Source organism: Acidiphilium acidophilum (assembly GCF_033842475.1).
GTDB lineage: Bacteria > Pseudomonadota > Alphaproteobacteria > Acetobacterales > Acetobacteraceae > Acidiphilium > Acidiphilium acidophilum.
The window spans coordinates 1-23,651 of sequence record NZ_JAWXYB010000013.1; the positions used below are offsets into that span (position 1 = coordinate 1).

At 57.8% G+C, this 23,651-nt stretch carries 30 protein-coding genes; 16 read left to right on the top strand and 14 right to left on the bottom strand.

From position 1 onward, the window contains the following. Positions 1–629 precede the first annotated feature (629 nt). Together SIL87_RS02335 and tnpC are read left to right on the top strand one after the other, a co-directional pair. On the top strand, positions 630–1,241 hold the full coding sequence (locus tag SIL87_RS02335) for a recombinase family protein (RefSeq protein ID WP_319612688.1): 612 nt from the start codon (positions 630–632) through the stop codon (positions 1,239–1,241). A 655-nt stretch (positions 1,242–1,896) separates the two neighbouring features. Continuing rightward, positions 1,897–3,270 (top strand): IS66 family transposase, encoded by a 1,374-nt coding sequence (tnpC, locus tag SIL87_RS02340; protein ID WP_319612662.1) that lies wholly within the window; start codon positions 1,897–1,899, stop codon positions 3,268–3,270. Here the strand turns inward: tnpC and SIL87_RS02345 are convergent. Next, a complete protein-coding gene (locus tag SIL87_RS02345; protein ID WP_319612663.1) occupies positions 3,254–4,345 on the bottom strand; it encodes a hypothetical protein in 1,092 nt (363 codons plus the stop codon). The genes tnpC and SIL87_RS02345 overlap by 17 nt on opposite strands. A 62-nt stretch (positions 4,346–4,407) precedes the next feature. Then, a complete protein-coding gene (locus SIL87_RS02350; protein ID WP_319612664.1) occupies positions 4,408–6,408 on the bottom strand; it encodes a glycosyltransferase in 2,001 nt (666 codons plus the stop codon). Here SIL87_RS02350 and SIL87_RS02355 point away from each other — a divergent pair. Further along, positions 6,356–7,321, top strand: coding sequence for an IS5 family transposase (locus SIL87_RS02355; protein ID WP_319612665.1), 966 nt, complete (start codon positions 6,356–6,358; stop codon positions 7,319–7,321). The two genes, SIL87_RS02350 and SIL87_RS02355, sit on opposite strands and share 53 nt — an antisense overlap. Here SIL87_RS02355 and SIL87_RS02360 read toward each other — a convergent pair. From SIL87_RS02360 to SIL87_RS02395, 8 genes are all read right to left on the bottom strand, one after another. Beyond that, complete coding sequence (locus SIL87_RS02360; RefSeq protein ID WP_319612666.1) at positions 7,305–7,775, bottom strand: FkbM family methyltransferase; 471 nt, start codon at positions 7,773–7,775, stop codon at positions 7,305–7,307. The two genes, SIL87_RS02355 and SIL87_RS02360, sit on opposite strands and share 17 nt — an antisense overlap. A gap of 38 nt (positions 7,776–7,813) precedes the next feature. Continuing rightward, entirely contained in the window at positions 7,814–8,566 is a 753-nt protein-coding gene (locus SIL87_RS02365) for a TVP38/TMEM64 family protein (protein WP_319612667.1), read from the bottom strand. Next, on the bottom strand, positions 8,563–9,312 hold the full coding sequence (locus SIL87_RS02370; protein WP_319612668.1) for a glycosyltransferase family 2 protein: 750 nt from the start codon (positions 9,310–9,312) through the stop codon (positions 8,563–8,565). Before SIL87_RS02370 ends, SIL87_RS02365 begins: the two co-directional genes overlap by 4 nt. A 125-nt stretch (positions 9,313–9,437) precedes the next feature. Beyond that, a complete protein-coding gene (locus SIL87_RS02375) occupies positions 9,438–9,914 on the bottom strand; it encodes a GNAT family N-acetyltransferase (RefSeq protein WP_319612669.1) in 477 nt (158 codons plus the stop codon). After that, on the bottom strand, positions 9,907–10,197 hold the full coding sequence (locus SIL87_RS02380) for a type II toxin-antitoxin system TacA family antitoxin (RefSeq protein WP_319612670.1): 291 nt from the start codon (positions 10,195–10,197) through the stop codon (positions 9,907–9,909). The genes SIL87_RS02375 and SIL87_RS02380 overlap by 8 nt, the downstream gene beginning before the upstream one ends. 216 nt (positions 10,198–10,413) lie before the next feature. Then, positions 10,414–10,665 (bottom strand): hypothetical protein, encoded by a 252-nt coding sequence (locus SIL87_RS02385; protein WP_319612671.1) that lies wholly within the window; start codon positions 10,663–10,665, stop codon positions 10,414–10,416. Next, positions 10,662–11,006 (bottom strand): HVO_A0114 family putative DNA-binding protein, encoded by a 345-nt coding sequence (locus SIL87_RS02390; protein WP_319612672.1) that lies wholly within the window; start codon positions 11,004–11,006, stop codon positions 10,662–10,664. The genes SIL87_RS02385 and SIL87_RS02390 overlap by 4 nt, the downstream gene beginning before the upstream one ends. Next, positions 10,994–11,290, bottom strand: coding sequence for a toxin-antitoxin system TumE family protein (locus SIL87_RS02395; RefSeq protein WP_319612673.1), 297 nt, complete (start codon positions 11,288–11,290; stop codon positions 10,994–10,996). Before SIL87_RS02395 ends, SIL87_RS02390 begins: the two co-directional genes overlap by 13 nt. Before the next feature lie 229 nt (positions 11,291–11,519). Between SIL87_RS02395 and SIL87_RS02400 the strand changes: the two genes are divergently transcribed. From SIL87_RS02400 to SIL87_RS02425, 6 genes are all read left to right on the top strand, one after another. After that, entirely contained in the window at positions 11,520–12,113 is a 594-nt protein-coding gene (locus SIL87_RS02400; protein ID WP_319612674.1) for a recombinase family protein, read from the top strand. 86 nt (positions 12,114–12,199) lie between these two features. Then, complete coding sequence (gene parA / locus SIL87_RS02405; RefSeq protein WP_319612675.1) at positions 12,200–12,829, top strand: ParA family partition ATPase; 630 nt, start codon at positions 12,200–12,202, stop codon at positions 12,827–12,829. 21 nt (positions 12,830–12,850) lie between these two features. After that, positions 12,851–13,072: a plasmid partition protein ParG gene (locus SIL87_RS02410; protein ID WP_319612676.1), complete on the top strand. Its 222-nt coding sequence runs from the start codon at positions 12,851–12,853 to the stop codon at positions 13,070–13,072. 32 nt (positions 13,073–13,104) lie between these two features. Next, on the top strand, positions 13,105–14,058 hold the full coding sequence (locus tag SIL87_RS02415; protein WP_319612677.1) for a replication protein RepA: 954 nt from the start codon (positions 13,105–13,107) through the stop codon (positions 14,056–14,058). Positions 14,059–14,388: 330 nt separating this feature from the next. Beyond that, entirely contained in the window at positions 14,389–14,724 is a 336-nt protein-coding gene (locus SIL87_RS02420; RefSeq protein ID WP_319612678.1) for a type II toxin-antitoxin system PrlF family antitoxin, read from the top strand. 11 nt (positions 14,725–14,735) lie between these two features. Beyond that, complete coding sequence (locus SIL87_RS02425) at positions 14,736–15,266, top strand: type II toxin-antitoxin system YhaV family toxin (protein ID WP_319612679.1); 531 nt, start codon at positions 14,736–14,738, stop codon at positions 15,264–15,266. A 165-nt stretch (positions 15,267–15,431) separates the two neighbouring features. Here SIL87_RS02425 and SIL87_RS02430 read toward each other — a convergent pair whose 3' ends face one another. Beyond that, complete coding sequence (locus SIL87_RS02430; protein ID WP_319612680.1) at positions 15,432–15,752, bottom strand: mobilization protein; 321 nt, start codon at positions 15,750–15,752, stop codon at positions 15,432–15,434. Positions 15,753–15,934: 182 nt separating this feature from the next. Between SIL87_RS02430 and traA the strand changes: the two genes are divergently transcribed. The 6 genes from traA to SIL87_RS02460 all read left to right on the top strand — a co-directional run bounded on the left by traA (position 15,935) and on the right by SIL87_RS02460 (position 20,951). Then, the gene (gene traA / locus SIL87_RS02435; protein ID WP_319612681.1) at positions 15,935–18,751 is read left to right on the top strand and encodes a Ti-type conjugative transfer relaxase TraA; all 2,817 of its coding nucleotides are present in this window, start codon (positions 15,935–15,937) and stop codon (positions 18,749–18,751) included. Further along, positions 18,748–19,362, top strand: a complete 615-nt coding sequence (locus SIL87_RS02440; protein WP_319612682.1) for a hypothetical protein — start codon at positions 18,748–18,750, stop codon at positions 19,360–19,362. The genes traA and SIL87_RS02440 overlap by 4 nt, the downstream gene beginning before the upstream one ends. Positions 19,363–19,437: 75 nt before the next feature. Beyond that, the gene (locus tag SIL87_RS02445) at positions 19,438–19,668 is read left to right on the top strand and encodes a hypothetical protein (protein ID WP_319612683.1); all 231 of its coding nucleotides are present in this window, start codon (positions 19,438–19,440) and stop codon (positions 19,666–19,668) included. Beyond that, positions 19,665–20,045 carry a type II toxin-antitoxin system death-on-curing family toxin gene (locus SIL87_RS02450; protein WP_319612684.1) on the top strand — a complete coding sequence of 127 codons (381 nt, stop codon included), beginning with the start codon at positions 19,665–19,667 and terminating at the stop codon, positions 20,043–20,045. The genes SIL87_RS02445 and SIL87_RS02450 overlap by 4 nt, the downstream gene beginning before the upstream one ends. A gap of 274 nt (positions 20,046–20,319) precedes the next feature. After that, positions 20,320–20,619, top strand: a complete 300-nt coding sequence (locus SIL87_RS02455) for a toxin-antitoxin system TumE family protein (RefSeq protein ID WP_319612689.1) — start codon at positions 20,320–20,322, stop codon at positions 20,617–20,619. Next, a complete protein-coding gene (locus SIL87_RS02460) occupies positions 20,592–20,951 on the top strand; it encodes an HVO_A0114 family putative DNA-binding protein (protein WP_319612685.1) in 360 nt (119 codons plus the stop codon). The genes SIL87_RS02455 and SIL87_RS02460 overlap by 28 nt, the downstream gene beginning before the upstream one ends. A 69-nt stretch (positions 20,952–21,020) precedes the next feature. Here SIL87_RS02460 and SIL87_RS02465 read toward each other — a convergent pair whose 3' ends face one another. The 3 genes from SIL87_RS02465 to SIL87_RS20125 all read right to left on the bottom strand — a co-directional run bounded on the left by SIL87_RS02465 (position 21,021) and on the right by SIL87_RS20125 (position 22,635). Then, the gene (locus SIL87_RS02465; protein ID WP_319612688.1) at positions 21,021–21,632 is read right to left on the bottom strand and encodes a recombinase family protein; all 612 of its coding nucleotides are present in this window, start codon (positions 21,630–21,632) and stop codon (positions 21,021–21,023) included. Between the two features lie 369 nt (positions 21,633–22,001). Next, positions 22,002–22,394, bottom strand: a complete 393-nt coding sequence (locus SIL87_RS02470) for a type II toxin-antitoxin system VapC family toxin (protein WP_319612686.1) — start codon at positions 22,392–22,394, stop codon at positions 22,002–22,004. Further along, a complete protein-coding gene (locus tag SIL87_RS20125; protein ID WP_405055204.1) occupies positions 22,387–22,635 on the bottom strand; it encodes an AbrB/MazE/SpoVT family DNA-binding domain-containing protein in 249 nt (82 codons plus the stop codon). Before SIL87_RS20125 ends, SIL87_RS02470 begins: the two co-directional genes overlap by 8 nt. 750 nt (positions 22,636–23,385) lie before the next feature. On the opposite strand from SIL87_RS20125, the gene SIL87_RS02475 reads away from it, so the two are divergent. Then, positions 23,386–23,651: hypothetical protein (locus tag SIL87_RS02475; RefSeq protein ID WP_319612687.1), on the top strand; the 266-nt coding region annotated here is incomplete at its 3' end.

The window sequence follows — 23,651 nt, forward strand, 5'->3', positions numbered from 1 at the left end:
AAATCAAGATTCTATCAGACTTTCTATAAGCACCGAACCCGCCCTATCCGGGGTTATAAGCCCAAACCGCCGAAAATTCCGTCTGCCGACGATTTCGGCAGCCAGCAGCTGTTATGGCCGGGATCGCTGACGTTCAGTCGGACCAAAAGGCCCTGAAGCGGTCGGGCTTCAATTCAGTGTATCGAGTGGTGTGCTCGATGTTGCGATGGCCCAGATAATGTTGGATCGACCGTGTGTCGGGTCGTGCGGCTGGTTGGAACGGTGTACTGTCATAAGCGTTTTGCAAAACTTTAGACATTCTACTGGTTGCAGTCGATCCCGACATTCTGGAAAACCTGCAACCAGTAGCCGGCGTCGCGATCCCGACCATATCTAGGCCCAGTTAGCCGGTCGGCGCCGGAATGGCCACAATTTGGAACGTCTGATGAACACAGCCTCCGCAATTGATTGTTGCATTGAATAGTGGGAGGCTCTGCTCGTTGGGACTTCAGTCGGCGTATCGACCTTGACCTGCCGATGGCCGCATGACGAAGAAAACTTCCCCACTTCCGGGGCGCGCGCAAACGTTCGTTTATGCGCCATCCCAACCGCCCCAAGGAAAACAAGGCGATAGCCGTCGCAAAAAGCTGTTGCCAAATATAACCCAAAAGCAACAGAAAAATGCAGCATCTCCCACGCTGCTCGGCTATGCGCGCGTGTCCAAAGCTGAAGACCAGGATCCCGCCCCCCAGATCGAGGCCCTCGAAGCCGCCGGCTGCAAGCGCGTCTACGAGGAACGCGTCTCAGGCGGCCGCTGGGATCGTCCCGAACTCCATCGCCTACTCGACCGGCTCGGCCCCGGCGATGTCCTCACCGTCTGGAAACTCGACCGGCTGTCGCGCTCTCTCAAGGATCTGCTGCTCATCCTCGACAAGGTCGAGAAGGCCGGCGCCGGATTCCGATCGCTCACCGAAAACATAGACAGCACCACGGCTTCTGGCCGCATGATGATGCAGATGCTCGGCGCCTTCGCCGAATTCGAACGCGCCATGGTGCGTGAACGGACCCAGGCCGGCCTGCGCTCAGCACGAGCCCAGGGCCGTCGCGGCGGACGGCAACCCAAGCTCTCACCGCAGCAACAAGCCGAAGTGCGCGCCATGCTAATGGCAGGCCGCTCAGCCGCGGATGTCGCCCGGCTCTTCCGCGTTCATCGCGCAACAATCAGTCGTATCGTCAGCAATGCTGCGGTCGCCGCCCCGTGATCATCCAACAATGTTCACTAGACGTTCCAAATTGTGGCCATTCCGGCGGCGACCGGCTAACTGGGCCTACTTGGTGCAGGTTCCATATATATTGATCTTATAGTCATCGGCGACACGAAAAAAACAAGGTTTACCAAACGTCTTAATCACGGAGTCTTGAGAGATCGGTGAACTTGGCCCAGACATGGATATAACAAAAAAAGGCTTGGCTAACGCTAGATGTCGTGGATACCAACTCCGCTTCGCTTGCCATCGGTATGGGATGAGCTGTTTATTACTCATCTGAACAAGCGCTCGAACTCGCACATGTTCTCTGGTCCAGACCGTGATGATGGAAGACGCCCAATACGGCCCATATCCGTTATGTATCCCGAGCTTCTCCAATTTTCCAGCCAAAAATGAAATTTTGGAAGATACTAATATTGGCTTGGAATATTCATAGACACGCACAAAAGTAAGACATGAGAAAATAAAAACGGAAACATATAAAAAAATAATTTTTTGTGATAGTTTATTTTTTCTAGATAAAAGTATCGCTCCGAACACGAATGTCGGAATAAAATACGTATTTGCTCACCCCCCGGCTAATCGGATCGGGATCGGGGTCTGAAAATTTTTCTTGACACGGTCACGGCGGGTTCGATTCACCATCCTCGTGAAACGCGAAACTCTTCTGACCTTTTCCAAGGAGTCTCTGGTCGACCTGGTGTTGGCCCAACAGGCTCAGATCGATCGCCTGATGGCCGAAGTTGCGAGGTTATCGGCGCGAGTGCGTGAGCTGGAAGCCAAACTCAACGTACCCCCGAAAACCCCCGATAATTCCAGCCTGCCACCATCAAAGGGTCAGAAACCCGACCTGCCGAAAGAGCGGAAGAAGCGCCGCCATAGCCATCCCGGTGTTGCGCGCGCGTTGGCCGAAAACCCGGATCGTATCATCGATGCGCGGCTGACCGCCTGCCCCCACTGCGCCCACGCACTCGGTGCGGCTGACCAGCCCGAGGTCCACGCCTACGACCATATCGACCTGCCGCCGATCAAGCCGATCATCACCCGGATCAACCGCTATCATGGGGATTGTCCGTGCTGCGGCCGGCATGTTGGTGCCCCCCACCCTGAAGGCTTTCCGCCGGGATCACCGTTCGGGCCAGAGCTTTGTGCTCTGATCATCCATCTGCACATCACCCAGGCGATCAGTTTCGAGCGTCTTGTCATCATGATGGACGAAGTCTTCGGCGTGACGATCAGCGAAGGCGCCATCGCGAATATCCTCGCGCGCGCCGAAGCACCCCTTATGGCAGCGGCAGAGCCGATCGCGCAGGCCGTGCGAGAATCGCCCGTGATCGGATCAGACGAAACCTCGGCGCGGGTTGGCGGCAGCAACTGGTGGCAGTGGGTGTTGCTGGGATCCACGGCCATCTGCCATGTGATCGCCGATACCCGTGCCGCCTCCGTGGTTGCCGATTTCCTGAATGGCGCACAGCCGGAAGTCTGGGTCGCAGATCGCTACGGTGGCCAGAACGGGCATGGCGCCGTTCGGCAAATTTGCCTCGCCCATCTCCTGCGTGATGCGAAATATGCGATCGAGGACGGTGACGACGGCTTTGCACCAGGCTTTCGATGGTTGTTGCTCCGGGCTGTGGCAATCGGCAAACGACGCGGCGAATTGAAGGACACAACCCTGGCAAACCACCATCGTGACCTCGAAAAGCGGTTGGATCGGCTCCTGTCCGGGCCGATGCCAGAGCGTCCAGCGGCGCGCCGGCTGTTTCGGGCCATGCGACGCGATCGAGCTGACCTTTTCCGCTTCGTCACAAGGCGCGACGTGCCCTACACGAACAACGCGTGTGAGCGTGCCCTTCGACCGTCCGTGATTTTCCGAAAAGTCACCGGCGGCTTCCGCGCTGAATGGGGGGCCAAGGTCTATGCAGCAGCCGCCAGCATCATTGCCACCGGACGATTGCACGGTCGGTCAGCTCTCGCCGCACTCAAGGCCGCACTGGCAGGCGAACCAGTCATGCAGTCAGCATGATAGGGGGTGAGTAAATACTAAAATACCGTCCAGAATGAATGTCTATAAGAGAAGTGCTAAATAATGCTGATAAAATATTTAATATTATACCAGAAGACAAAATAATATCAACAAAATCTATTGAATATTCTTTGTTGTCATCTCCAATTAATTTTTTCATCGATTTATGAAGCAAAAATAATACTACGTATGCAACGTATAAAACAATAAAAAACCGTAGCAATGTTGGTAAGGCATCCTTCAATGGCATCCCTAGAAAGTCAGCGCCAAAAATCATTAAGATACTTTGAATTGTCAGGGAAAAATTCTTCGTGAATTCCGACGCATTGGCAAACACCATCGGGATCGCGCCCGCCGAAAAGCCACCAAAGGCCATATTAATCCGAATTGCTTCGTAACCTATCAATGAACCTAAACATACAGATAAAAAAATTGACAATCTAACTTGTCTGGAGCCTTGACTTGTAATGAGTACGCCGACGATGACAGGTGCGGTACCGACGAAATCTGCTAATGGATCGCCAGATGTAGCGAGTCCTGTCAAAACAACTAGAAAAATGACATACCACCAGCGTATCGTTGTACATTCAACTAATCGGTCGGCAACTAGAAAAATGGCAACCACGTAACACATTGTACCAACATGTGCCGGTGACTGTGTAATCGCGCCAAGGACGGCGTTGCTTGGCAGCATTGGAAATCCGAGTATTATAGCTACTGGTAGTAAGCGCCACGCAGAGGTGTAGCCTCTTCGATTTAATGCTAGCCAACCAGATAGCAGCAATAAGAGCGCCCAAAGAATGGCGGGTACGGCAGCTAAAATGGCGGGACGAAAACCGAATATCTTTAGGAGTGCACCATAGACAATCTCATCGGATGTTATGAAATTATCTGGAGCTATCCACCAGCCGCTTAAATACCAATTACCTGAAAATAGATTTTGACCGATCAATAAGGCATTCGCATCATCAGAATCTTTCGGATAAAACAAAAAAATATGAAAATAGAAAAGTGATAATAAAATAAGAAAAAATATTGAAAAAACATATGTCCAACGCAGAGAATTTTTCTGCATATTACCCTCGCCCTGTCCGTTGCGGTACAAAATATTATTATTTCTATACACACCGGTCCCAATTAAGATGGAATAGAAACGTCCTGCAATATCTTAACAAGACGTTTGATTGTTGCGTCCCATGTAAACGTTTCAGCTCGTGCTTGTGCTTTTATACTGAGGTCTTTTCGAAATTTGGCATCTTCTGCAAGGTTGGCGATATGTGCAGACCATTCTTCTGGTCTATGTGGATCGGCGAATAGTGCAGCGTCCTTAAGAACTTCGGTCATCGCTGGGCGCCGACTACAGATCGAAGGAGTCCCGAGTAATGCGGCCTCAAGAGGAGGTAAGCCGAAACCTTCATAAATTGATGGGAATACTAAAGCCAGTGCATTTTTAAGAATGTATCCAATTTGCCCATCAGGAATATGTCCGAAAAAATACACCCTGGAAGAAAGGCCAAATTCCTTAACTATAGGATCAGATGCAGAATTCTCGCCAATCAATGCAAGAGAAATATGGCTCAATTCAGGCCGTAACATTGCCTTCAATACGACATCGAGGTTCTTATGGTGATCGTAAGAACCAAGATACACTATATAATGTGAAGATGGTATAGGAGTTTTTGGTTTTATAGTTTCGGAGAATGAAGTAACACCATTATATATTACACGTATTTTATCTTTAGATACACGCAAATGGCGGCTTATATCGGCGGCACTGCTATCACTGATAGTTACAATACAAGATGCCTGCTCTGCTATACGTAAAAAACGACCGCGCCAATCAGCAACAATTTCATCAGGAAAAATTTCTGGAAAAAGTAACGGGATTATATCATGGATCATCAAAACAGAAGGTTGTGGTAACGGTTCTGGAGCCCAGTGCACAGTAGAAAAAAAGAAAACCTTCCTATGGCCGACAGATGACAAAGACCCGGAATTATCTAGGCTACTTAGTGTACCTGCTCGTTCTAGATGATTCAGAATTGCGTGGCTAACGCGGCCAATTCCGCGCCGATCGCAGAGTGCGGCTGATTCATATGACACCTCAAGATTGCCAATCTGCACTGGTATATACTGTGACGGTATGGCGTTGGGCGTAACAGGCACAGAATCGGTGGCGCCTGCCTGCTGCAAATTACGCTCTTGAGCGTTGCTTTGCCGAAATGCTCGTTTGATAAAGGGTGCGATCTGATGCTGAGGATTAAAATGCCGTAGAGGACTGGTAAGCCGCCATGATAGACTTTTGGTCATCATTTCGGATAGAGCCAATGCGTTGTTTATTTGTTGCTGTGCACTGGACAACTGCGATAGTGAAATATGGGAACGTTCTTCTTGCTGCCTGGAATATTCCTCTAAGCGTCTATTTGAATATCCTATTCTAGTGGCACGGTCTTCGGCTTGGGCGGCACGGTCTTCGGCTTGGGCGGCACGGTCTTCGGCTTGGGCGGCACGGTCTTCGGCTTGGGCGGCACGGTCTTCGGCTTGGGCGGCACGGTCTTCGGCTTGGGCGGCACGGTCTTCGGCTTGGGCGGCACGGTCTTCGGCTTTGAAGTGTTGATAGGTAATGAACCCATCGAACGTATTAGGGGGCGCTTTAAATGCCGCTGCCAATTCCTGCCGTTCGTGCGCGAGATAGTATCGATTGAGTCCGTCCGAATATACGAATCGATAATTTGCATCTAAAAGCACATTCTCCCATGCTGAGTATGATTCAATCTGTGTTGTCGGCTCGGTGGCTTCTATGACAAGAACCCAGGGGCGATATAAGTCCCAAATATTACCACAAACGACCTGTTCCTCATGACCCTCAACGTCAATTTTCAAAAAATGGATATCAGGCTTTGAGTATTTTTTGAAAATGGTTGCAAGGGTCATGCACTTGACGTTACGTTCAGTAGACACGAAGCCGTTTTTCGTGTGTTTCTGAGCTATAGAACTAGACACAGTGCTAAGGAAACTCTGAAAAAGTCCTTTACGATACGCTTCGGATATGATTCCCTGTCTTTGACAGAGAGGATGACTTCGGATGCAGACCAGTTTTGCTGAGTATGACGGTTTCCGGAAACAGCGGAAGGTCACGCGCCGGGACGCGTTTTTGGCGGAGATGGAACGCGTGGTGCCGTGGCGGCGGCTGGCGGCGCTGATCGAACCGCACTATCCGCTCGCCGGGCGAGGGCGCAAGCCCTATCGGTTGAGCACGATGCTGCGGATCCACTTGCTGCAGCATTGGTATGGATATTCGGACCCTGGGATGGAGGAAGCGCTGCACGATATCCCCGCGCTGCGCCGCTTTGCGGGACTGGACGCGGGCGAGAGCCGCATGCCGGACGAGACGACGATCCTGAACTTCCGCCATTTGTTGGAGGCACACCAATTGGCCGAGAGCCTGTTCCAGGAGGTTGTCTCGCTATTGACGGACCAAGGTCTGATCTTGCGCGAAGGCACCATCGTGGACGCAACCCTGATTGCCGCCCCGCCCTCGACGAAGAACCAAGCCCGCCAACGCGACCCGGAGATGACGTCGAGCAAGAAGGGCAACCAGTGGCATTTCGGCATGAAAGCGCATATCGGCGTCGATACGGCGCACGGCCTGGTGCATACGCTGGAGGTCACGACCGGTAAGGTGTCGGACTACAGCATGGCGGAGACATTGCTGCACGGCGACGAGCAAACGGCGCATGGTGACCGCGGCTACGCCGACAAAACGCGCGAGCCGGACCGTGTGCGCGAAGAGGACGAGGCTGGCCCGCGCTGGTTTGTGCCATTCAAGCGGGCGAAAGGGTGCGACACGACGCCTGAGCAGAAGCGGCTGAACCGGCTGATGGCAGGGCTGCGTTCGGCGGTCGAGCATCCGTTCCGGGTTCTCAAGCGCCAGTTCGGTTACACGAAGGTGCGGTATCGTGGGTTGTTCAAGAATGAGCAGCACCTGTTCAGCCAGTTTGCGCTGGTGAACCTCTACATTGCACGGCGGGTGATCACACCGGCGGGTTGAGGTTCGGGGGCGAGTCTGTCCAGAATCCCGAAAAAGGGATCTGGAAGCCGCCGAAAAGCCCAAAATTGCCACGAATTCGAGGCGTCAGTCGGCCCACCACAGCCGTTGCCGGCCGATCACCGCTCGCACAACAAATCCCATCGTAAAAAATTCCGCTGCTCAGAGGTTCCCTAAGTCCTGTCTCAGGTATCTCGTGGAACGTGGTCTGTCCATCATAACCACCGATTGCAACATCGAGAACCGTTTCGTCCGGCCGGGCGATGCGTAATTTTTGAGCATAGGTATCTGATGGCTCGATATGAATACCTCTCCATCCACGCTCATAAAAAGCCAATGTAACGGAATCCACAATGGGATCCTGTGCCCCTACATCGACATAAAATCCATTTTCGACATGTCTAAGGGCGCGCCATAAAATCACATCTTCGAAATTTTGAGCATATGAGATGAACATCGCGTCTCCTGTAAGACCCAGCTAGCGGACGTTGGATGTCAGTCGCGGCTAAACCCGATATTGGTAGTCGCATCGTTTACCGAGTGCGGATCGACGCGCAGCGCCCGCGCGATCAGATGACCGATCCGCGCCGTCAGGAGGCCAGTAGCCAAAATACCGAGTCCAATTAAAGCGAGGGTAAGATCACGCGAGCCGTGGTGTATCGCGGCGAAGCTGTGTGCCCCGAGCGATCCCAGCACGACATAAAGCAGCAGGGCCGGCAACGAGGCGACAGTGCCGGAGAGATAGGCCCGCAGCTCCACGCCTGACAGGCCGAGGGCAAAGGATGTCAGCGAAAACGGCATGATCGGCGAGATTCGCATCAGCAGCACAAGGCGAAAGCCATCGGCAGCGAGTGCGGAGTCAATTCGCCGGAACCCGGCACGCCTGGCAATCAGTCGCACGATCGCGCCACGCAGCATCGACCGTGCCAGTCCGAACGTGCCGAGCGCCCCCAGCATTACGCCGGCCGTCGCTAGGCTGAACCCGAGCGCGACACCGTAGATCGCCCCTGCGGCAAGACCAAGCAGCGAAGCTGGCAGAAAACCTACCATCGCCACCATCGCCTGGAGCAGGACGAACCCTATCCAGCCCAGCGGCCCGAACCGGCGCATCGTGTCGATCGTGTGAATCGCCGTCCGGGCAACATCTGCTGTGCCGATTAAGCTGCCCAGGAACGCAACTCCGAGTACCGCGAACCCGGCTGCGATCAGCACCAACCGGCGATCGCGCAGCACTTCCAACAGGTTCACTGCTCTTTCCCGCGGAGCAGGTCCCAGCGATGCAGACCAGCCCGGTCGAGTCGGTAGTGTATCGCTGTCCCGAGCACGCCGAAGCCATAGGTTACCGAGCGTCGGAAATTGATTGAGGAAGCCTCCTTAAAATAGCGCGTCGGGCAGGAAATCTCGCCGAATCTGAAACTGGCGGCAAGCGCTTGCGCGATCATCTGATTATCGAATACGAAATCGTCCGAACAGCGATCGAGCGCCAAATGTTCCAGCACGCGGCGCGACCAAGCCCGGTAGCCCGAATGATATTCCGAGAATTTCTGGCCGAGTAACAGGTTTTCGACCGCGGTAAGTCCGCGGTTTGCGACATATTTCCAGGCAGGCATTCCGCCTGCGAGGGCGCCGCGTCCGAGAATACGCGACGCCATCACGGCGTCGTAGTGCCCGGAGGCGATCATCGACGCCATAGCGGGCACCAAGCGTGGCGAATACTGATAGTCCGGGTGAAGCATCACTACTATATCTGCCCCGCGCGCCAGTGCAGCCGCGTAGCAGGTCTTTTGGTTAGCGCCGTATCCGCGGTTTTCAGTATGCATGATCGTGTGTAGGCCAAGCAACTCGGCCACCTGCACCGTGCCGTCGACGCTCGCATCATCGGTCAGGATAAGGTCGTCGACAATAGACCGATCAATCTCACTGATTGTCCGTGCAAGTGTCTGCGCCGCATTGTAGGCGGGCAGCACGACGGCAACCCGTTGATTATTCAGCACTCATGTAATCCTGACACAATCTCTTACATTTGAGAAGACGGACATTGACAATTTTGTCAATGGGCGATTGGTTGGAACGGACTACCGTCATAAGCAATCTTGCAAAATCAGATATTTCCAGAGAATCAGTTCGATGTTACGATTTTCTGATATTTGACGAGGTCAAGCGCGAACGTGGGTGCCTCGACCGGCAGTCGGGCGAAACCGTGGTGTAGGTAGAAGGCTTCGGCCGCCGGGGAGATGGCGTGGACGATCACGAACCGGGCCGACACCTCGGCGGAGGCACGTAGCGCCCGGTCAATAACGTCGGCCAGCATCGCGCGGCCTAGTCCCCTGCCCTGCCACGGACTATCGATTGCCAGCCGTCCCAAGACAACGGTGGGGATAGTTTTGGGCATATTCTGGCGCATGGAGCCGATGACTTCGTGTGCGAGGATCTGGCCCATGCTCAGGGCAAAGTAGCCAACGATTTTCTGTGACCCGACCGGGCAAACTACATAGGTCCGGCTTGCCGCCGCGCGGAAATTGTCCAGGGCACGGTGCCGTAACCAATCGTCAAGGATCGGCTCGCCTGAATCAAAGGCGGGCAGTATCTCAGGCACTTTGCCACGGCACTTTGGCCTGCAGGATACGCTTCATCCCGGCAGTTTCCGAGTGGGTCGCCGGCGCGTCCATCCAATCCATCACCTTCTGAAAGGCTTTGGCGTCGGCGTAGAGGGTGGATTGATCGAGAAGGATGTTTTTTGCCTCCTTGAGCGCCGAAGCCATCATGAACTGAGAGCGATTGGTGCCCACCAGTTCGGCAGCCTGGTCGATGAGGCTCTTATCCTGTGCGCGAGCCCGCAGATGGATGTTAACCTCGGCGAGGGATGGTTGGGCTTTCATGCCGAGAAGTGTAACTCATGTGTGTTATCATTGTCAACACAACAACAAGGCAAGACTTTCGAAAAGCAGACTTGCTCGGGTGAATCAATGGCTTACAGTTCCCGTAAGATATGCCCGGGACAGACCTACCTGCCGAAGCATCGAGCTTGCCAAGCAGGCGCCGGCTGGAATCTTATTCCGCAGTGGCCAAGCATAGGCTTGCCAGAGGTCTATTGTTCACTTTCGCATTTCCTTGGGATGGCGTTTAGGATCGAACCACTGCTTGCCATCCTTCTCGCTGAGCCACGGATTTCCGAACGCTCGGCTTACCGGCGGCTCGTTGTAGGTCAGATCGGTATCCCGCACGGCAGCTCGCTCGCGGCGATGCTCACGCTGCTTGAACAACTTGTCACTTGCCGCGGTGGTCCAACCACAGCCTGGATTTTTCCGTCTCGAACGGGACATATCGCTGGAGCCTTTGTCCGTCACGCTGCCTTGTGCAGCGTAAAGTCCACATGCACCGCATCGTAGGGAAAGGCCACGCGTCCACTGTCTGTCCGATCGAGCACCCCGGCGGTTAACAAGGCTTGCACATCGCCATGCACGGCCTTCACGTCTCGATCGACCTGGCGGGCCACTTCGCGGATGGTCATTTCGCCATGTCCGGTCATCGCTTGCAGGATGTCCCATCGCTTGGCGGTAAGCACCTTCCATAGCAGTTCGACTGTCCCGAAGCTGATGAACTCGCCCACCTGTTCGCCACGAAAGGCGGCGGCCATCTGGCGTTGGGTGTCCTCGATCGAGGATACACCGAGCGTTACGGTTCGCATTGTCCTGCCCTCCACGTTGCCACGTCCTTCCAGAAATCAGCTTGCAGGGTGGCCAGATCAATAAAATGGTACGTCATCTCGCGTTTCCCGACATGCTTGTGGTCGCTTTTGCCGGCCTCATTGTCGTAGCGCAGGACGCAGATGTCTTCCGATACCAAGGCCAGGCGGTATTTAAAGCTGTGCGCGCTGCCACGCACAGGGGCGGGCACCCACCAGATCACCATTTCGATGAATGCCGTTTCCGATAGACCTTCGCGTTTTCGGAACAGCAATTCGGCTTCCATGTTGGAGTATGTGCCAACAAATCAGCGCGTTGTCAATTACTCCAACAGCCGAGGCGTTCCGGTGGCACCCGGCCCTACAGCGCTGAATTTTGCGGTGTCGCGTAATTTGTGAAATCCGCGACATCTCGCCCCTGCCCCGCAAAGCCCCTGCCTGCCTGGGTATTTCTTGTCGCATATCGTTGTCGCGAGTAGTAGAATGCTTGCGACATGATTTGCGACAGGTGAACCCATGCCCAAGAAGCCTCCCGCCGGTCCGCTGATCGGCTACGCCCGTGTGTCCACCCAAGGTCAGGACCTCGCACATCAGCGGGCCACGCTGTGCGAAGCCAGATGCACTCGGATTTTCGAGGAAAAGGTTAGCGGCGCGAAGCGTGACCGGCCCGAACTGGGGCGGCTGCTCGACCATCTGCGTGCCGGCGATGTGGTGACAGTCACACGCCTGGATCGCCTGGCCCGCTCCACCCGTGACCTGTTGGAGATCGCTGAGCGCATCAAGGAGGCCGGCGCGGGCTTGCGTTCCCTGGCCGAACCTTGGGCCGACACCACAACGCCGGCCGGGCGCATGGTTCTGACCGTGTTCGCCGGCATAGCCGACTTCGAGCGGTCCCTGATCGTGGAGCGCACCAGCGCCGGCCGGATCGCGGCCAAAGCGCGCGGCGTGCGTTTTGGTCCCCGCCCGTCCCTCGCGGCCGAGCAGATCGCCCATGCCCGCCAGCTCATCAAGGGGGAAGGCAAGCCCGTGGCCGAGGTTGCCCGCTTGCTGGGGGTCCATCGGGCCACGCTCTACCGAGCATTAGAGGCTCCGTCTGCCCGTGCTGGATAAATACATAAATGCTCTATTGAGCATTTACTTAAATGAGCTTGTGGGTTATATGCTCAAACGCACATACCCCACATGAGGCGGACCGTATGCACGTTATCGCAGTTCTGAACCAAAAAGGGGGGGCCGGAAAAACCACCATCGCTACGCACTTGGCGCGCGCCCTACAGATAGGCGGTGCCGATGTGCTGCTGGTTGATTCCGACCCTCAAGGCAGCGCTCGTGATTGGGCTGCCGTGCGCGAGGACCAGCCGGTGCCGGTAGTCGGCATAGACCGCCCGACCATCGACCGCGACCTAAAAAGTATTGCCCGCAAGGATTTCGTCATCATTGATGGAGCGCCACAGGCGGCCGATCTGGCGGTGTCAGCAATCAAGGCAGCCACCTTTATCCTGATCCCGGTGCAGCCCTCTCCTTATGACATTTGGGCGACTGCCGAGCTGGTGGAACTGGTCAAGCAGCGTATCGAGGTCACGGACGGGAAGCTGCAAGCTGCCTTCGTCGTTTCGCGTGCAATCAAGGGCACCAAAATCGGAGCCGACGTCACGGGTGCTTTGGTTGACTATGGGCTGCCCGTTCTCGATGCCCGTATCACACAGCGGGTCAGTTACCCCGGCACAGCCGCCGTGGGAACCACGGTCCTAGATACCGAGCCAGATGGCGACGCCGCCCGTGAAGTTAGGGCGCTGGTTTATGAAATCACTCAGAAACTCAAATGAGTAATTGAGGAAAAAGTAGATATGAGTAATTCAACACTTCGAGCCGGCAGACCCAGCAGCGCCAAGAAGGCGACCAACCTTGCGGACCTGGCAGATAAAACCCCTACGGTGCGGGTCAACTTCGACTTGGATCGGGAAAAGCATGTTGGCCTGAAAATCCTAGCCGCGCGATCGGGCAAGAGTGTCACGGACATTCTGCGTGAACTGGTGGACCGTGAGCTGTCCACACATCCGAGCAATTAAGTGAATAATCAACTAATCATTTGAGGAAATGTATGGCCAGGAAAAGGCTGCCGAAGAACGAAGCGCCGGAAGGGGAGGGGAGACAGGCCGCACCGCGCCTATCCTCCCGTTACACGGAAAAGCTCATCAACGCGGCCGTCGAAATTACCGATGCCCTTCCGACCGGAGACGACATCGCATTCATGCACTCGATCCTCTGCCAGATCGGATTGCCGCGATCAGTGGTGAAGGGCGAACGGTTCGAGCGGCGCAGTGGCTCGGCGATCCTGGTTGTTCGTGCCGGTGAGGTGTTCAATGGCCGGGACATGATGCAGCAGCCTATTCCCTATGGCCCGATTCCGCGCCTGGCGTTGTCCTACATGACGACCTATGCCGTTCGGCATCGCACGGCGGAAATTCCCTTTGGCGACAGCGTGAATGAAGCGCTGCGGCTGTTGGGTATCGAGAAAAGCGGGCAGTCCTATCGCATGTTCCGCAAGCAGGTGTCGGCTTTGGCGGCTTGCCATCTTACGTTGGGCTTCAATGCTGGCGGGAAGGCCCGGACCTTTAAGGGCGAGCCAATCAAGCAGTTTGAGGCATGGCTGGCGGACGCCGAAGGACAGCGCACCTTATGGCCGTCAATGCTGACGCTCGGCACGGATTTCTATGCAACCTTGATCGAGCATCCGATCCCGCACGACGTGCGGGCGCTATGGGCGTTGCGGGGGTCCTCCTTGGCAATGGATGTTTACCTATACTTGGCCGCACGCCTATGGCGCATACAGGGCAAGCCGGTGCGGCTGTTCTGGCATCAACTCCGTGACCAATTCGGCCAGGAATACCGAGGCAAAGATGCCGACAAGGATTTCAAGAAGGAATTCCGGCCTGCCTTGCTCCACGCGATGACCGTCTATCCCGCTGCCAAGGTGGACGTGATCGACGGGGGAGTCGTGCTCCATCCATCCGCCTCGGCAGTTCCCTACCGCCCGCCGCAGCGCCTTCAATAGCAGGACGTAGAGCTTGTGGAAAAGCCTGTTGATTCAGCCGCTTATCCAGTGATAATCGCCCCCCCCCAGCGGTGATAATCGCCCCCCCCCGAATCGGGGTTTAGCGGTGATAATCGCCCCCCCCCTAAATCCTATACGTTCTCCTATAGATTCTTGCCTGTAGTTGGCAGCCCGTTTCTGTGGGTAACTTGCGCGAGCACCTGGGCAACGAAAAGTCGAGAGAAAGGGCATTCCATTCATGGATCTTGCCGCGGGCAAGTTGAGCAAAGGGCTATTGAAAAAGTAATGTAAATGCATTACCTATAGTCACAGGTATTTAGGAGGCGGCACATGCCAGTGGTCGAGGAAATTTGCACCATCACGGCCAAAGGACAGACGACAGTGCCGAAGGCTGTACGGCAAGCACTTGGAGTTGGTTATGGCGGCCGTATTGCCTTCCGGGTGGAAGACGGCAGTGTCACCATTCATGCCTTGATGTCGGAAGACGAAAACAAAGACCCGGCGCTGTTGCCCTTCCTGAGCCTCTTGGCGGCCGATCTTGCTGTCCGGCCCGCTGATGCCGTCCGCGCCATCACACCCGCTCTGGTGGCTCGCCTAGAGGCTCTGGGGGGCGAAATAGGGAAGGTCGACCCGGATGACCCAATCGAGGGCGAGGTAACGCTGTAGGCGCGCGTCAGGTGCTAGAGCGGCACGGCTGGCACCTTTATGCCCACCCCTTGTTTATGGATCAGCTAGAGCGGCTCCTGGCGAGCGTGGAGCGGGCCAGGCGATCCGACCCCGAGGGATGGCGAGGCAAGGCTGATGCTCGCCTTCTGGCGGCGCTACGAGCCTTGCTCCTGGACCGAATTCCCCGTGCCCCGCTGTCGCCGGAGTTTCGGCAGGGCAATACGCTGGGTAAGGAACGACGGCACTGGTTCCGGGCAAAGTTCGGCGGCAATCGATTCCGGCTGTTCTTTCGAGCCGACTCTCAAGCTCAGGTGATTGTTTATGCCTGGGTCAATGATCGGAATACGCTGCGCAAGGCCGGCGCCGGGACCGACCCCTATGCGGTTTTTGCGCGCATGTTGGCGAGCGGCAATCCGCCTGATGACTGGCCGGCACTGTTCGCTGGCTCGCGGGACAATCTCTCGGAAGCTCTCCACAGTTTCGATAATGCTCCCGATGTGCCTCCCGACGATGGAGATGAAACGTCGGAAGCTGGAACGTAATACCACCGCCAGACGCCGCTACGCGGCGGCCTGCGGCGCTCCCGCGCTGCGCTCGCTCTGGCGGACAACTGACATGGACAATGGAACCACCGCACAAGCGGCTAAGGGATAAAGAAGGCGCTTGGCCGTTCTGGACCAAACCCAAGCAACCGACCCCTTGGAACGTCAGACTAAAGTTTCTGGTTGCGCTGGTTCAGTTGCCGTCATCGGTGAGGGCCGATCGGCTTTGGTGTTCAGCAGATCGTCGAACAGGGCTTTATCCTCTTCGCGCGTCAGGAAGCCTGGCAGTTCGCGCCGGAGCCAGTCGCCGAGGCGTTTGGAGAACTCGCCATCGCCACTCTGTTCGAGGCGGTGAAGCACCAGGGCACCGAGCAGGATTTTGCGCCTGGTGTCTTTGGCACGATCCTGCTTTGCCATACGTGCCTTGAGAGCTTTGGCACGGGCTTCGAGCTGGGCGATCTGTTGTTCGATTGGTTTGCGAGCCATGATCTGTCTATCCTCATGATCGATGTGGTTGCCGCAAGATACGTCGACCATGCTGCACGTCAAACAGGACCATGGTTTGAACCGGATGTGCCGGTCTGCTCCACCATTTAGCGAGCGAAGTGTAGGTAAGTGCGCACTTACGAGTTGCTCCGCAACTCGGTGCCTGATAGGGTAGAGGCGGCATGTCGATCTATCATCTGAGTATGAAACCGATCAGCCGGGCATCCGGCCGCAGCGCAGTTGCCGCTGCGGCGTATCGTGCTGGCGATCGGCTGGAGAACCTGCGCGATGGCATGATGCACAACTTTACCGGGCGTTCCGGGGTTGAGCATCCTGAAATCGTGTTGCCCGGTGACACGATGGGTTCTGATGGCAGCGTGGTTCTTGGTTCTGGTCCGGAATGGGCGCGGGACCGATCGGCATTGTGGAATGCAGCCGAAGCATCGGAGAAACGAAAAGACGCACGGGTTGCCCGCGAGATCGAGGTTGCCTTGCCGCACGAGCTATCGGAGGAGCAGCGGTTGGCGTTGACACGAGAGTTCAGCCAGGCGTTGGCCAGGCAGTACGGGATTGCGGTGGATTTTGCGATCCACTCGCCGCATGGCCACACCGATATACGGAATCACCACGCGCATATCCTGATGACGACGCGGCAGGTTGGGCCAGATGGGTTGAGAGATAAGAGCGCGTTGGAACTGGAGAACAAGAAGCTAGTGGCGCTTGGGTTTCCGACGTCGCATGAGCAGCTACGGGATATCCGGATCGGCTGGGAGCAAAGGACGAACGATCATCTGGCACGGGCTGGCCTGGATATAAGGATCGATCACCGTTCGCATCAGGAATGCGGGCTGGAGATCGAGCCGACCCAGCATGTCGGGGTGCATGCGACGCAAATGGAGCGGCGCGGCAAACCGGTGTCACGGGTCCGGCTGGACGAGGAGGCGGCGAAACGCAATGCGGCGCTGATCCGCGAAAAGCCCGAACAGGTGTTGACGCTCATCACAGGCGAGAAGAGCGTGTTTGATCGTCACGATGTGGCGCGCGTGCTGCACCGCTATATCGGCGATGCCGATGCATTCCAGGCGGCTTTTGTGAAAGTGATGACGTCGCCGGCCCTGGTGGAATTGCGGGCCGAGCAACGCGACGAGCGCGGGCGCGTGATCGAGCAGGCCCGCTATTCGACCAGGGAAATGGTTGGCATCGAGAGGGACATGGCGATCAGCGCGGATCGCATGGCCGAAAGGCGCGGTTTCGGTGTTGCCGGCCGGCGTGTGGAGGCGGCGATCAGCGCGCGGTCCTTCCTGGCCGACGAACAGCGTGTCGCCATTGAGCATGTGTGCGGGCCGGAGCGCATCTCTGCGGTGGTGGGTCTGGCGGGTGCGGGCAAGAGCACGATGCTGGCGGCGGCGCGGGAGGCGTGGGAGGCCCAAGGCTACCGGGTGCATGGTGCGGCGCTGGCGGGCAAGGCGGCCGAAGGGCTGGAGGAGTCGGCTGGCATCGCCGCGCGCACGCTGGCCTCGTGGGAGCGGGGCTGGGAACGTGGGTTCGACCAGCTTGGGCCGCGCGACGTATTCGTAATCGACGAGGCCGGCATGGTCGGCTCGAAACAGCTGTCGCGGTTCATCACCGAGGCGGACCGGACCGGTGCGAAACTTGTGCTGGTGGGGGATCCCGAGCAGTTGCAGCCGATCGGTCCGGGGGCGGCGTTCCGGGCGATTGCCGAGCGGGTGGGGTATGTCGAGCTGGAGGGGGTGCGCCGGCAGCGTGAGGGCTGGCAGCGGGCGGCGTCGGTGGATTTTGGGCGGTACCGGACAGAGGCGGGGCTGGCGGCCTATGCGGAGCGGGGCGCGGTGCGGCTGGAAGAGACAGGCGGGCAGGCGCGGGCGGCGCTCGTGCGCGATGTGCTGGCGGACATGGAAGCGCGGCTGGGTGGGTCGCGGCTGGTGCTGGCGCATCGGCGGGCGGACGTCGCGGAGTTGAACGAGGCGATCCGGGCGGTTCGGCAGGCGCGGGGCGACCTGGGGCGCGGGGAAGTGGGTGGTGAGTTCATCTACCGGACGAGCGAGGGCGAGCGGGCGTTTGCGCCCGGGGACCGGCTGCTGTTCCGGGAGAACAACCGCGAGCTTGGGGTGAAGAACGGGATGCTGGGCACGGTGGAGCGGGCCGAGGATGGCCGGATTGGGGTTCGGCTGGATTCTCTCTCCGGTCCGGGGCGGGGGCGGGCCGTATCGGTCTCGATGGTGGATTACGCGGCGGTGGATCACGGGTATGCCACCACCATTCACAAGGCCCAGGGCGCGACGGTTGACCGGACCTATGTGCTGGCCTCTGGGACGATGGACCGTCACCTGACCTATGTGGCGATGACCCGGCACCGGGAGGCGGTGACGCTGTATGCCGATCGGGAGGAATTCAGCAACGTGGCGGCGCTGTCGGCGCGGCTGTCCCGATCCCGGGCCAAGGAAACCACGCTGGATTACGACCGGACGGCCTATGCCGGGCGGCGGGGGGTCGAGGCGCGGCCGCGGGAGGTGGTGGCGGCGCGCGAGATCGAGGCGGGGCGTGCCGGGTTTCGGGCGCGGTTCGAGGCGCACCGGCAGCAGCAGGCGGTCGAGGTGGCGCGCTACAAGGAAGCGCATGGTCTGGTGCGGGAGTGGACGCGGCTATCGGAGACATACAACAAGGCGTTGCCGGGGCTGGAGGCTGATCCGGCTGTGGTCGGCGAGGCGCGGGCGGCGTTGCAGGGGTTTGCGCGGACACTGGATCGTCATGCCGAAGCGGCGCAGCGGCTGCGGACGTGGGGCCGTGACTTTGGGATCAGGGAGGGATCGGCACTCGCGCAGGTGCTGGCGGCGCCGGATGCCGGGCGGGCCATTGGCCGGCTGATTGACGGTGCGGAAGAGCAGATGCGCGGCCATCTGGCGCTTGAAGCCGAGCGGGCGGCCGCCCGGAAGCAGCAGGAAAGATCCCTGTCGCGGGATCGTGGGATGTCGATGTGAGCGAGGCGGAAGAGCGGCTCTACGGGCTGATGGAGATCGCCGAGCGGCAGCAGGCGGTGGTGCAGCGGGCGCTGAACGGCCTGGCGGAGGAGCGGGCGGCGCTGGCGCAGGAGCGGCAGAAACTGGCGGCGGAAGCTTCGGGTCTCGAAGAGCGGGTGCGCGAGGCGATCAGCGCCGCGGTGACAACGGCGCTGGAGCAGGTGGGCAAGGATGGCGTTGAGACGGTGCGCAAAGCAACCAAGCCGATGCTGGAGGATCTGGCCGGGCTGGCGGGCGGCATGGCGGTTGCGGAGGAGGCGCTGCGGCGGATCGTGGCCTGGGCGAGCTGGCGGCTGTTGGGGTGGATCGTGGCGCTGACCGTCGGGCTGATGCTGTTCGGTTGGCTGAGCAGCACGGTCGTGGTCTGGTGGGACCGCACCACGGTCAGCCAGCTGCGGGGCGAAATCGCCATGTTGCAGGCCAATCACAAGGCCTGGGTGAAAAAGGGCATGCTGGACAAGATCACCTATTGCGAACCGGGCAATCGCCCCTGCGTCGCTATCAACCAAAGCGCCGGGAAATTTGGATCGTCAGGTGGCCCGTATGATCTGCGTGTCCTCAAGGGATATTGAGGAAACGAAAGCCATGCAGTTTCTTGATGCATCAAGACTAATCATGATACATCAAGGCAAGATTGGAGATGTGTCATGGCTGCCCAAACCCGTGAAAAATTTGCGACCCAGGTGAATTCTGGGATTCTCTCTGCCGTGCGCCACCTCGCCCAAAGCGAGGGGCGGCAGTTGCAGGCGCTGGTGGATGAGGCGCTGGCTGACCTGATTGAAAAGCGCAAGCAGGGCCGGCCCCGCGCCAACGTGATGGCCGCCTATCAGGCGAGCCACGAAAAATTTGGACCGCTCTATAAAAAGCTCGCTGAATGACGGATTACCTGACCGTCATCGAGGTTCTGGCTATCCATGCGGATCAAATCGAGCGCTACGGCGGCGCCCATGGCGTGCGTGATCCTGGTCAGCTGGAGGCGGCCCTGTATCGCCCGCAGACGGGATATTATGCCGATCTGATCGACGAGGCTGCCGCGTTGTGGGAGAGCCTGGCGCAGAATCATCCGTTCATCGATGGCAATAAGCGCACGGCCTTTGCTGTCACCTATACCTTCCTGGTTATCAATGGCGCTGGGATGCAGGCCGATCCAGACGAAACTTACAATTTTATCGTCAGTCTATATGAAGCGGACGGCTTCAGCTTTGAGCCGCTGGTCGCCTGGCTGCGGCGGGTGGTCGCGACGCCAAGTGAGTGATTGCTGCAGAAACAGCTGGGGAATGCGGAGCGGTCAGGAGACAATGCCGATCCGTGGATCGGCTGTTGCAGAGCGCCAGCCAAGGATGACGAGCCGGACGTGATGGCGTGGTGCCGTGAACTTGAAACCGGCTCGTTTTTCTATCGGTAGCGACCGAGACGGCGGTTTCCGACACGATGCTACGGTCAGGCGCCGCGCGCAGCTATTCAGGGAGAGCAAGAGTGTGGTGTTGTCTATCTAGACAACGATCCAATGTGTTGGTATTGTGGACAACATGGTGAGGGCGGTTCCGATCTTCGACTACCGGCGGCCGTTATCTGACACCGCGTTCATCGAAATGGTTGTGTGGCGTGTGCCCGAACCGGTGCGGGCAAGCAGCCACCCATTCAAATACCGGTTGGCCCTGATATCGAACGGCGTTTGCACGCTTCGATACGACAATGAAGCCGGGAAGGGGGATCATAAGCATATCGGCCCGGTGGAAGCGCCTTATAATTTTTGTGGACTTGACCAGTTAGAGGCCGATTTTTGGAAGGATGTCGAAGCGTGGTTGAAGCAGCAAGACGCACGGTGACGATCAGTGTCGGCAGTCTGGACGAGGCACGGAGGGGACTGGCGGCCGCATTTCGCGGCGTCGCGCAGGAGCCGCGCATCACGTTTCCGAACCTTGATCTGATGTGGCGGACCCTTACGCCACGCCGACAGGAACTTTTGCAGGCAATGGCCGGAAAAGAAGCGATGTCGATCAGGGGGCTTGCGCGGTTGGTCCGGCGGGATGTGAAAGCGGTCCATGGCGATGTTCAGGCATTGTTGCTCGCAGGCGTGTTGCGGCCGGACGAGGCCGGTGGAGTGATCTTCCCCTATGACGCATTGCACGTTGATTATGAACTTGCGGCGGTCGCTTAAACGGCCCAGTTAGCCGGTCGCCGCCGGAATGGCCACAATTTGGAACGTTTAGTGAACATTGTTGGATGATCACGGGGCGGCGACCGCAGCATTGCTGACGATACGACTGATTGTTGCGCGATGAACGCGGAAGAGCCGGGCGACATCCGCGGCTGAGCGGCCTGCCATTAGCATGGCGCGCACTTCGGCTTGTTGCTGCGGTGAGAGCTTGGGTTGCCGTCCGCCGCGACGGCCCTGGGCTCGTGCTGAGCGCAGGCCGGCCTGGGTCCGTTCGCGCACCATGGCGCGTTCGAATTCGGCGAAGGCGCCGAGCATCTGCATCATCATGCGGCCAGAAGCCGTGGTGCTGTCTATGTTTTCGGTGAGCGATCGGAATCCGGCGCCGGCCTTCTCGACCTTGTCGAGGATGAGCAGCAGATCCTTGAGAGAGCGCGACAGCCGGTCGAGTTTCCAGACGGTGAGGACATCGCCGGGGCCGAGCCGGTCGAGTAGGCGATGGAGTTCGGGACGATCCCAGCGGCCGCCTGAGACGCGTTCCTCGTAGACGCGCTTGCAGCCGGCGGCTTCGAGGGCCTCGATCTGGGGGGCGGGATCCTGGTCTTCAGCTTTGGACACGCGCGCATAGCCGAGCAGCGTGGGAGATGCTGCATTTTTCTGTTGCTTTTGGGTTATATTTGGCAACAGCTTTTTGCGACGGCTATCGCCTTGTTTTCCTTGGGGCGGTTGGGATGGCGCATAAACGAACGTTTGCGCGCGCCCCGGAAGTGGGGAAGTTTTCTTCGTCATGCGGCCATCGGCAGGTCAAGGTCGATACGCCGACTGAAGTCCCAACGAGCAGAGCCTCCCACTATTCAATGCAACAATCAATTGCGGAGGCTGTGTTCATCAGACGTTCCAAATTGTGGCCATTCCGGCGCCGACCGGCTAACTGGGCCAACTGGGCCGAATTGGGGTCTGAGTAGCAGCGGTACAGAAAACCTACACAAGCGCCTAACAATTTGATTTCTCAAAAAACGTGGGTTTGATGCTTTGTCTGATCTCCAGCGAAAGTTAAGCCTTCAGCCCGCGAATGACGATAACATTGAACTCCGGGAGCTGACTCCATGCTGTATCGGCGGTGATGGCTGGAAGATTCCGTTGTTGAGCAAGAGCAAGGCAGGCTCGGTCTCCCAACGAAAGCCCCGCTGATCGCGTCCGGTTGCGCAATTCGCCGGTCATACAAGCCTGATCAATTCCAAAATCGACCACTTCGACCCCGATCGCTTCAATGGCGAGTCTAGCCTGGTCTTGCGGCATGCCGCGTTCGCAGAGTTTCGTGACAATTTCGGCGAAATTGACAGTCGACAAGAACGCCCCCGGTAGCGTTGGTTTTACTCGCTCGGCCCCAGGCTCTCCCAGGAGCAACGCCAGAACTGCGGAGCTATCGAGAACGGCCTCACTCACTCTTCGCGGCCTCATGACGCTCGGCGATCAGTTCGTCAACAATTCCCTTCGTTTTGGGAATATACTGCCTTACCAAGGCTTGGGCACGGTGTACGGCGGCCTCTATCGGTTCGAGAACAATGGTGTCGTCTACCAACCTAGCGAGAAGGTTACCGCCTTTCTGACAGCCGAGTTTTGCCCGCATGCTGGCGGGTATGATCATTCGCCCACTAGGGGCAACGGTTAAATTTGTTGGGCGCATCACCAAACCTCGCAATGGCAAAAAATGTCAAAATGACATATAGCGTAAAAATGCCGCATAACAAGTTTTGGCAAAAAAAATGCCAATAGCCCTACAATTGTGAAATTCGACAATTCCACTGATAAATTTGAAATCTCTGGACAATCGCGTTCGGTTGCTGCGAAATGGATAGTGCTTAAGGGGCGCTTGCGAGTCGCGCTGCTCGCCCTTGCGGCCACGGCAGCGATTCGCGTTGTCGTGCGGGATCAACCTTCTGGCTGGAGATTTATAGCCCAGAAATAGCAAAACCCGCCGAAGAGGCGGGCCGTGCATACCGGCTGAGGCCGGGGAAACTCATGTCTGGTAAACACGAGAATCCCCCAAATCGCCGTCTTTTGCAAGTGAAATCTTGCGATGGGCGGACTTGTGCCGATTTCCGGCCGCTTCGGGCGGGTTGCTGAGCAACCTGACGGAGATTTTGATGGGTTCCATTGCGATTCTACCCAACCGCTACAGCCGGCGCCGGGAGAAGGTATTCGGCAAGGGGCGGTGCCGCCCGCTGGACCGCAACGCGAAGGCGCGGATCACGGTCTATGCGCGGGCCTGGTCGGCCCGGCACAAGCAACCAGGCCAAGCACCGGGGGCCGTTGACGCGGGCCTATCTGGAGGTGCTGGAGGCACTGCTATGGGGCTTTCACAACAGCCGGGACGGTCGGTGCTTTCCCGAGCTACGAGGCGATCGCCCAGCGTGCCCAGTGCTGCCGGGACACGGTGTATGAGGCGATCAAGGCACTGGAGGCGGCCGGGATTATGACCTGGGTGAACCGGGTGGTGCGGGTCCAGTTCCGGGAGAAGGATCTGTTTGGCGTGATGGCGCTGCGGTCACGGCTGATTCGCACGAGCAACGCCTATGTGTTCCGCGATCCGTTGCCGGGCACGACCCATCCGAACCCACAGGATCGAGGCCGGGGAGGTGGGCAGAAGGTGGCTGATTCCGGGGCTTTAGCTTCCAAGTCGGAAAATCCCCCTGGAACCCA

Bases quoted from the DNA above. Each gene is read 5' to 3' on its own strand.
- SIL87_RS02430 (WP_319612680.1), bottom strand. From the start codon at position 15,752: ATGGCTCGCAAACCAATCGAACAACAGATCGCCCAGCTCGAAGCCCGT.
- traA (WP_319612681.1), top strand. From the start codon at position 15,935: ATGTCGATCTATCATCTGAGTATGAAACCGATCAGCCGGGCATCCGGC.
- SIL87_RS20125 (WP_405055204.1), bottom strand. From the start codon at position 22,635: ATGCGCCCAACAAATTTAACCGTTGCCCCTAGTGGGCGAATGATCATA.
- SIL87_RS02420 (WP_319612678.1), top strand. From the start codon at position 14,389: ATGCCAGTGGTCGAGGAAATTTGCACCATCACGGCCAAAGGACAGACG.
- SIL87_RS02380 (WP_319612670.1), bottom strand. From the start codon at position 10,197: ATGAAAGCCCAACCATCCCTCGCCGAGGTTAACATCCATCTGCGGGCT.
- SIL87_RS02450 (WP_319612684.1), top strand. From the start codon at position 19,665: ATGACGGATTACCTGACCGTCATCGAGGTTCTGGCTATCCATGCGGAT.
- SIL87_RS02360 (WP_319612666.1), bottom strand. From the start codon at position 7,775: ATGTTCATCTCATATGCTCAAAATTTCGAAGATGTGATTTTATGGCGC.
- SIL87_RS02455 (WP_319612689.1), top strand. From the start codon at position 20,320: ATGGTGAGGGCGGTTCCGATCTTCGACTACCGGCGGCCGTTATCTGAC.
- SIL87_RS02355 (WP_319612665.1), top strand. From the start codon at position 6,356: ATGCAGACCAGTTTTGCTGAGTATGACGGTTTCCGGAAACAGCGGAAG.
- SIL87_RS02395 (WP_319612673.1), bottom strand. From the start codon at position 11,290: ATGGAAGCCGAATTGCTGTTCCGAAAACGCGAAGGTCTATCGGAAACG.
- SIL87_RS02345 (WP_319612663.1), bottom strand. From the start codon at position 4,345: ATGCAGAAAAATTCTCTGCGTTGGACATATGTTTTTTCAATATTTTTT.
- SIL87_RS02415 (WP_319612677.1), top strand. From the start codon at position 13,105: ATGGCCAGGAAAAGGCTGCCGAAGAACGAAGCGCCGGAAGGGGAGGGG.
- parA (WP_319612675.1), top strand. From the start codon at position 12,200: ATGCACGTTATCGCAGTTCTGAACCAAAAAGGGGGGGCCGGAAAAACC.
- SIL87_RS02445 (WP_319612683.1), top strand. From the start codon at position 19,438: ATGGCTGCCCAAACCCGTGAAAAATTTGCGACCCAGGTGAATTCTGGG.
- SIL87_RS02400 (WP_319612674.1), top strand. From the start codon at position 11,520: ATGCCCAAGAAGCCTCCCGCCGGTCCGCTGATCGGCTACGCCCGTGTG.
- SIL87_RS02390 (WP_319612672.1), bottom strand. From the start codon at position 11,006: ATGCGAACCGTAACGCTCGGTGTATCCTCGATCGAGGACACCCAACGC.
- SIL87_RS02410 (WP_319612676.1), top strand. From the start codon at position 12,851: ATGAGTAATTCAACACTTCGAGCCGGCAGACCCAGCAGCGCCAAGAAG.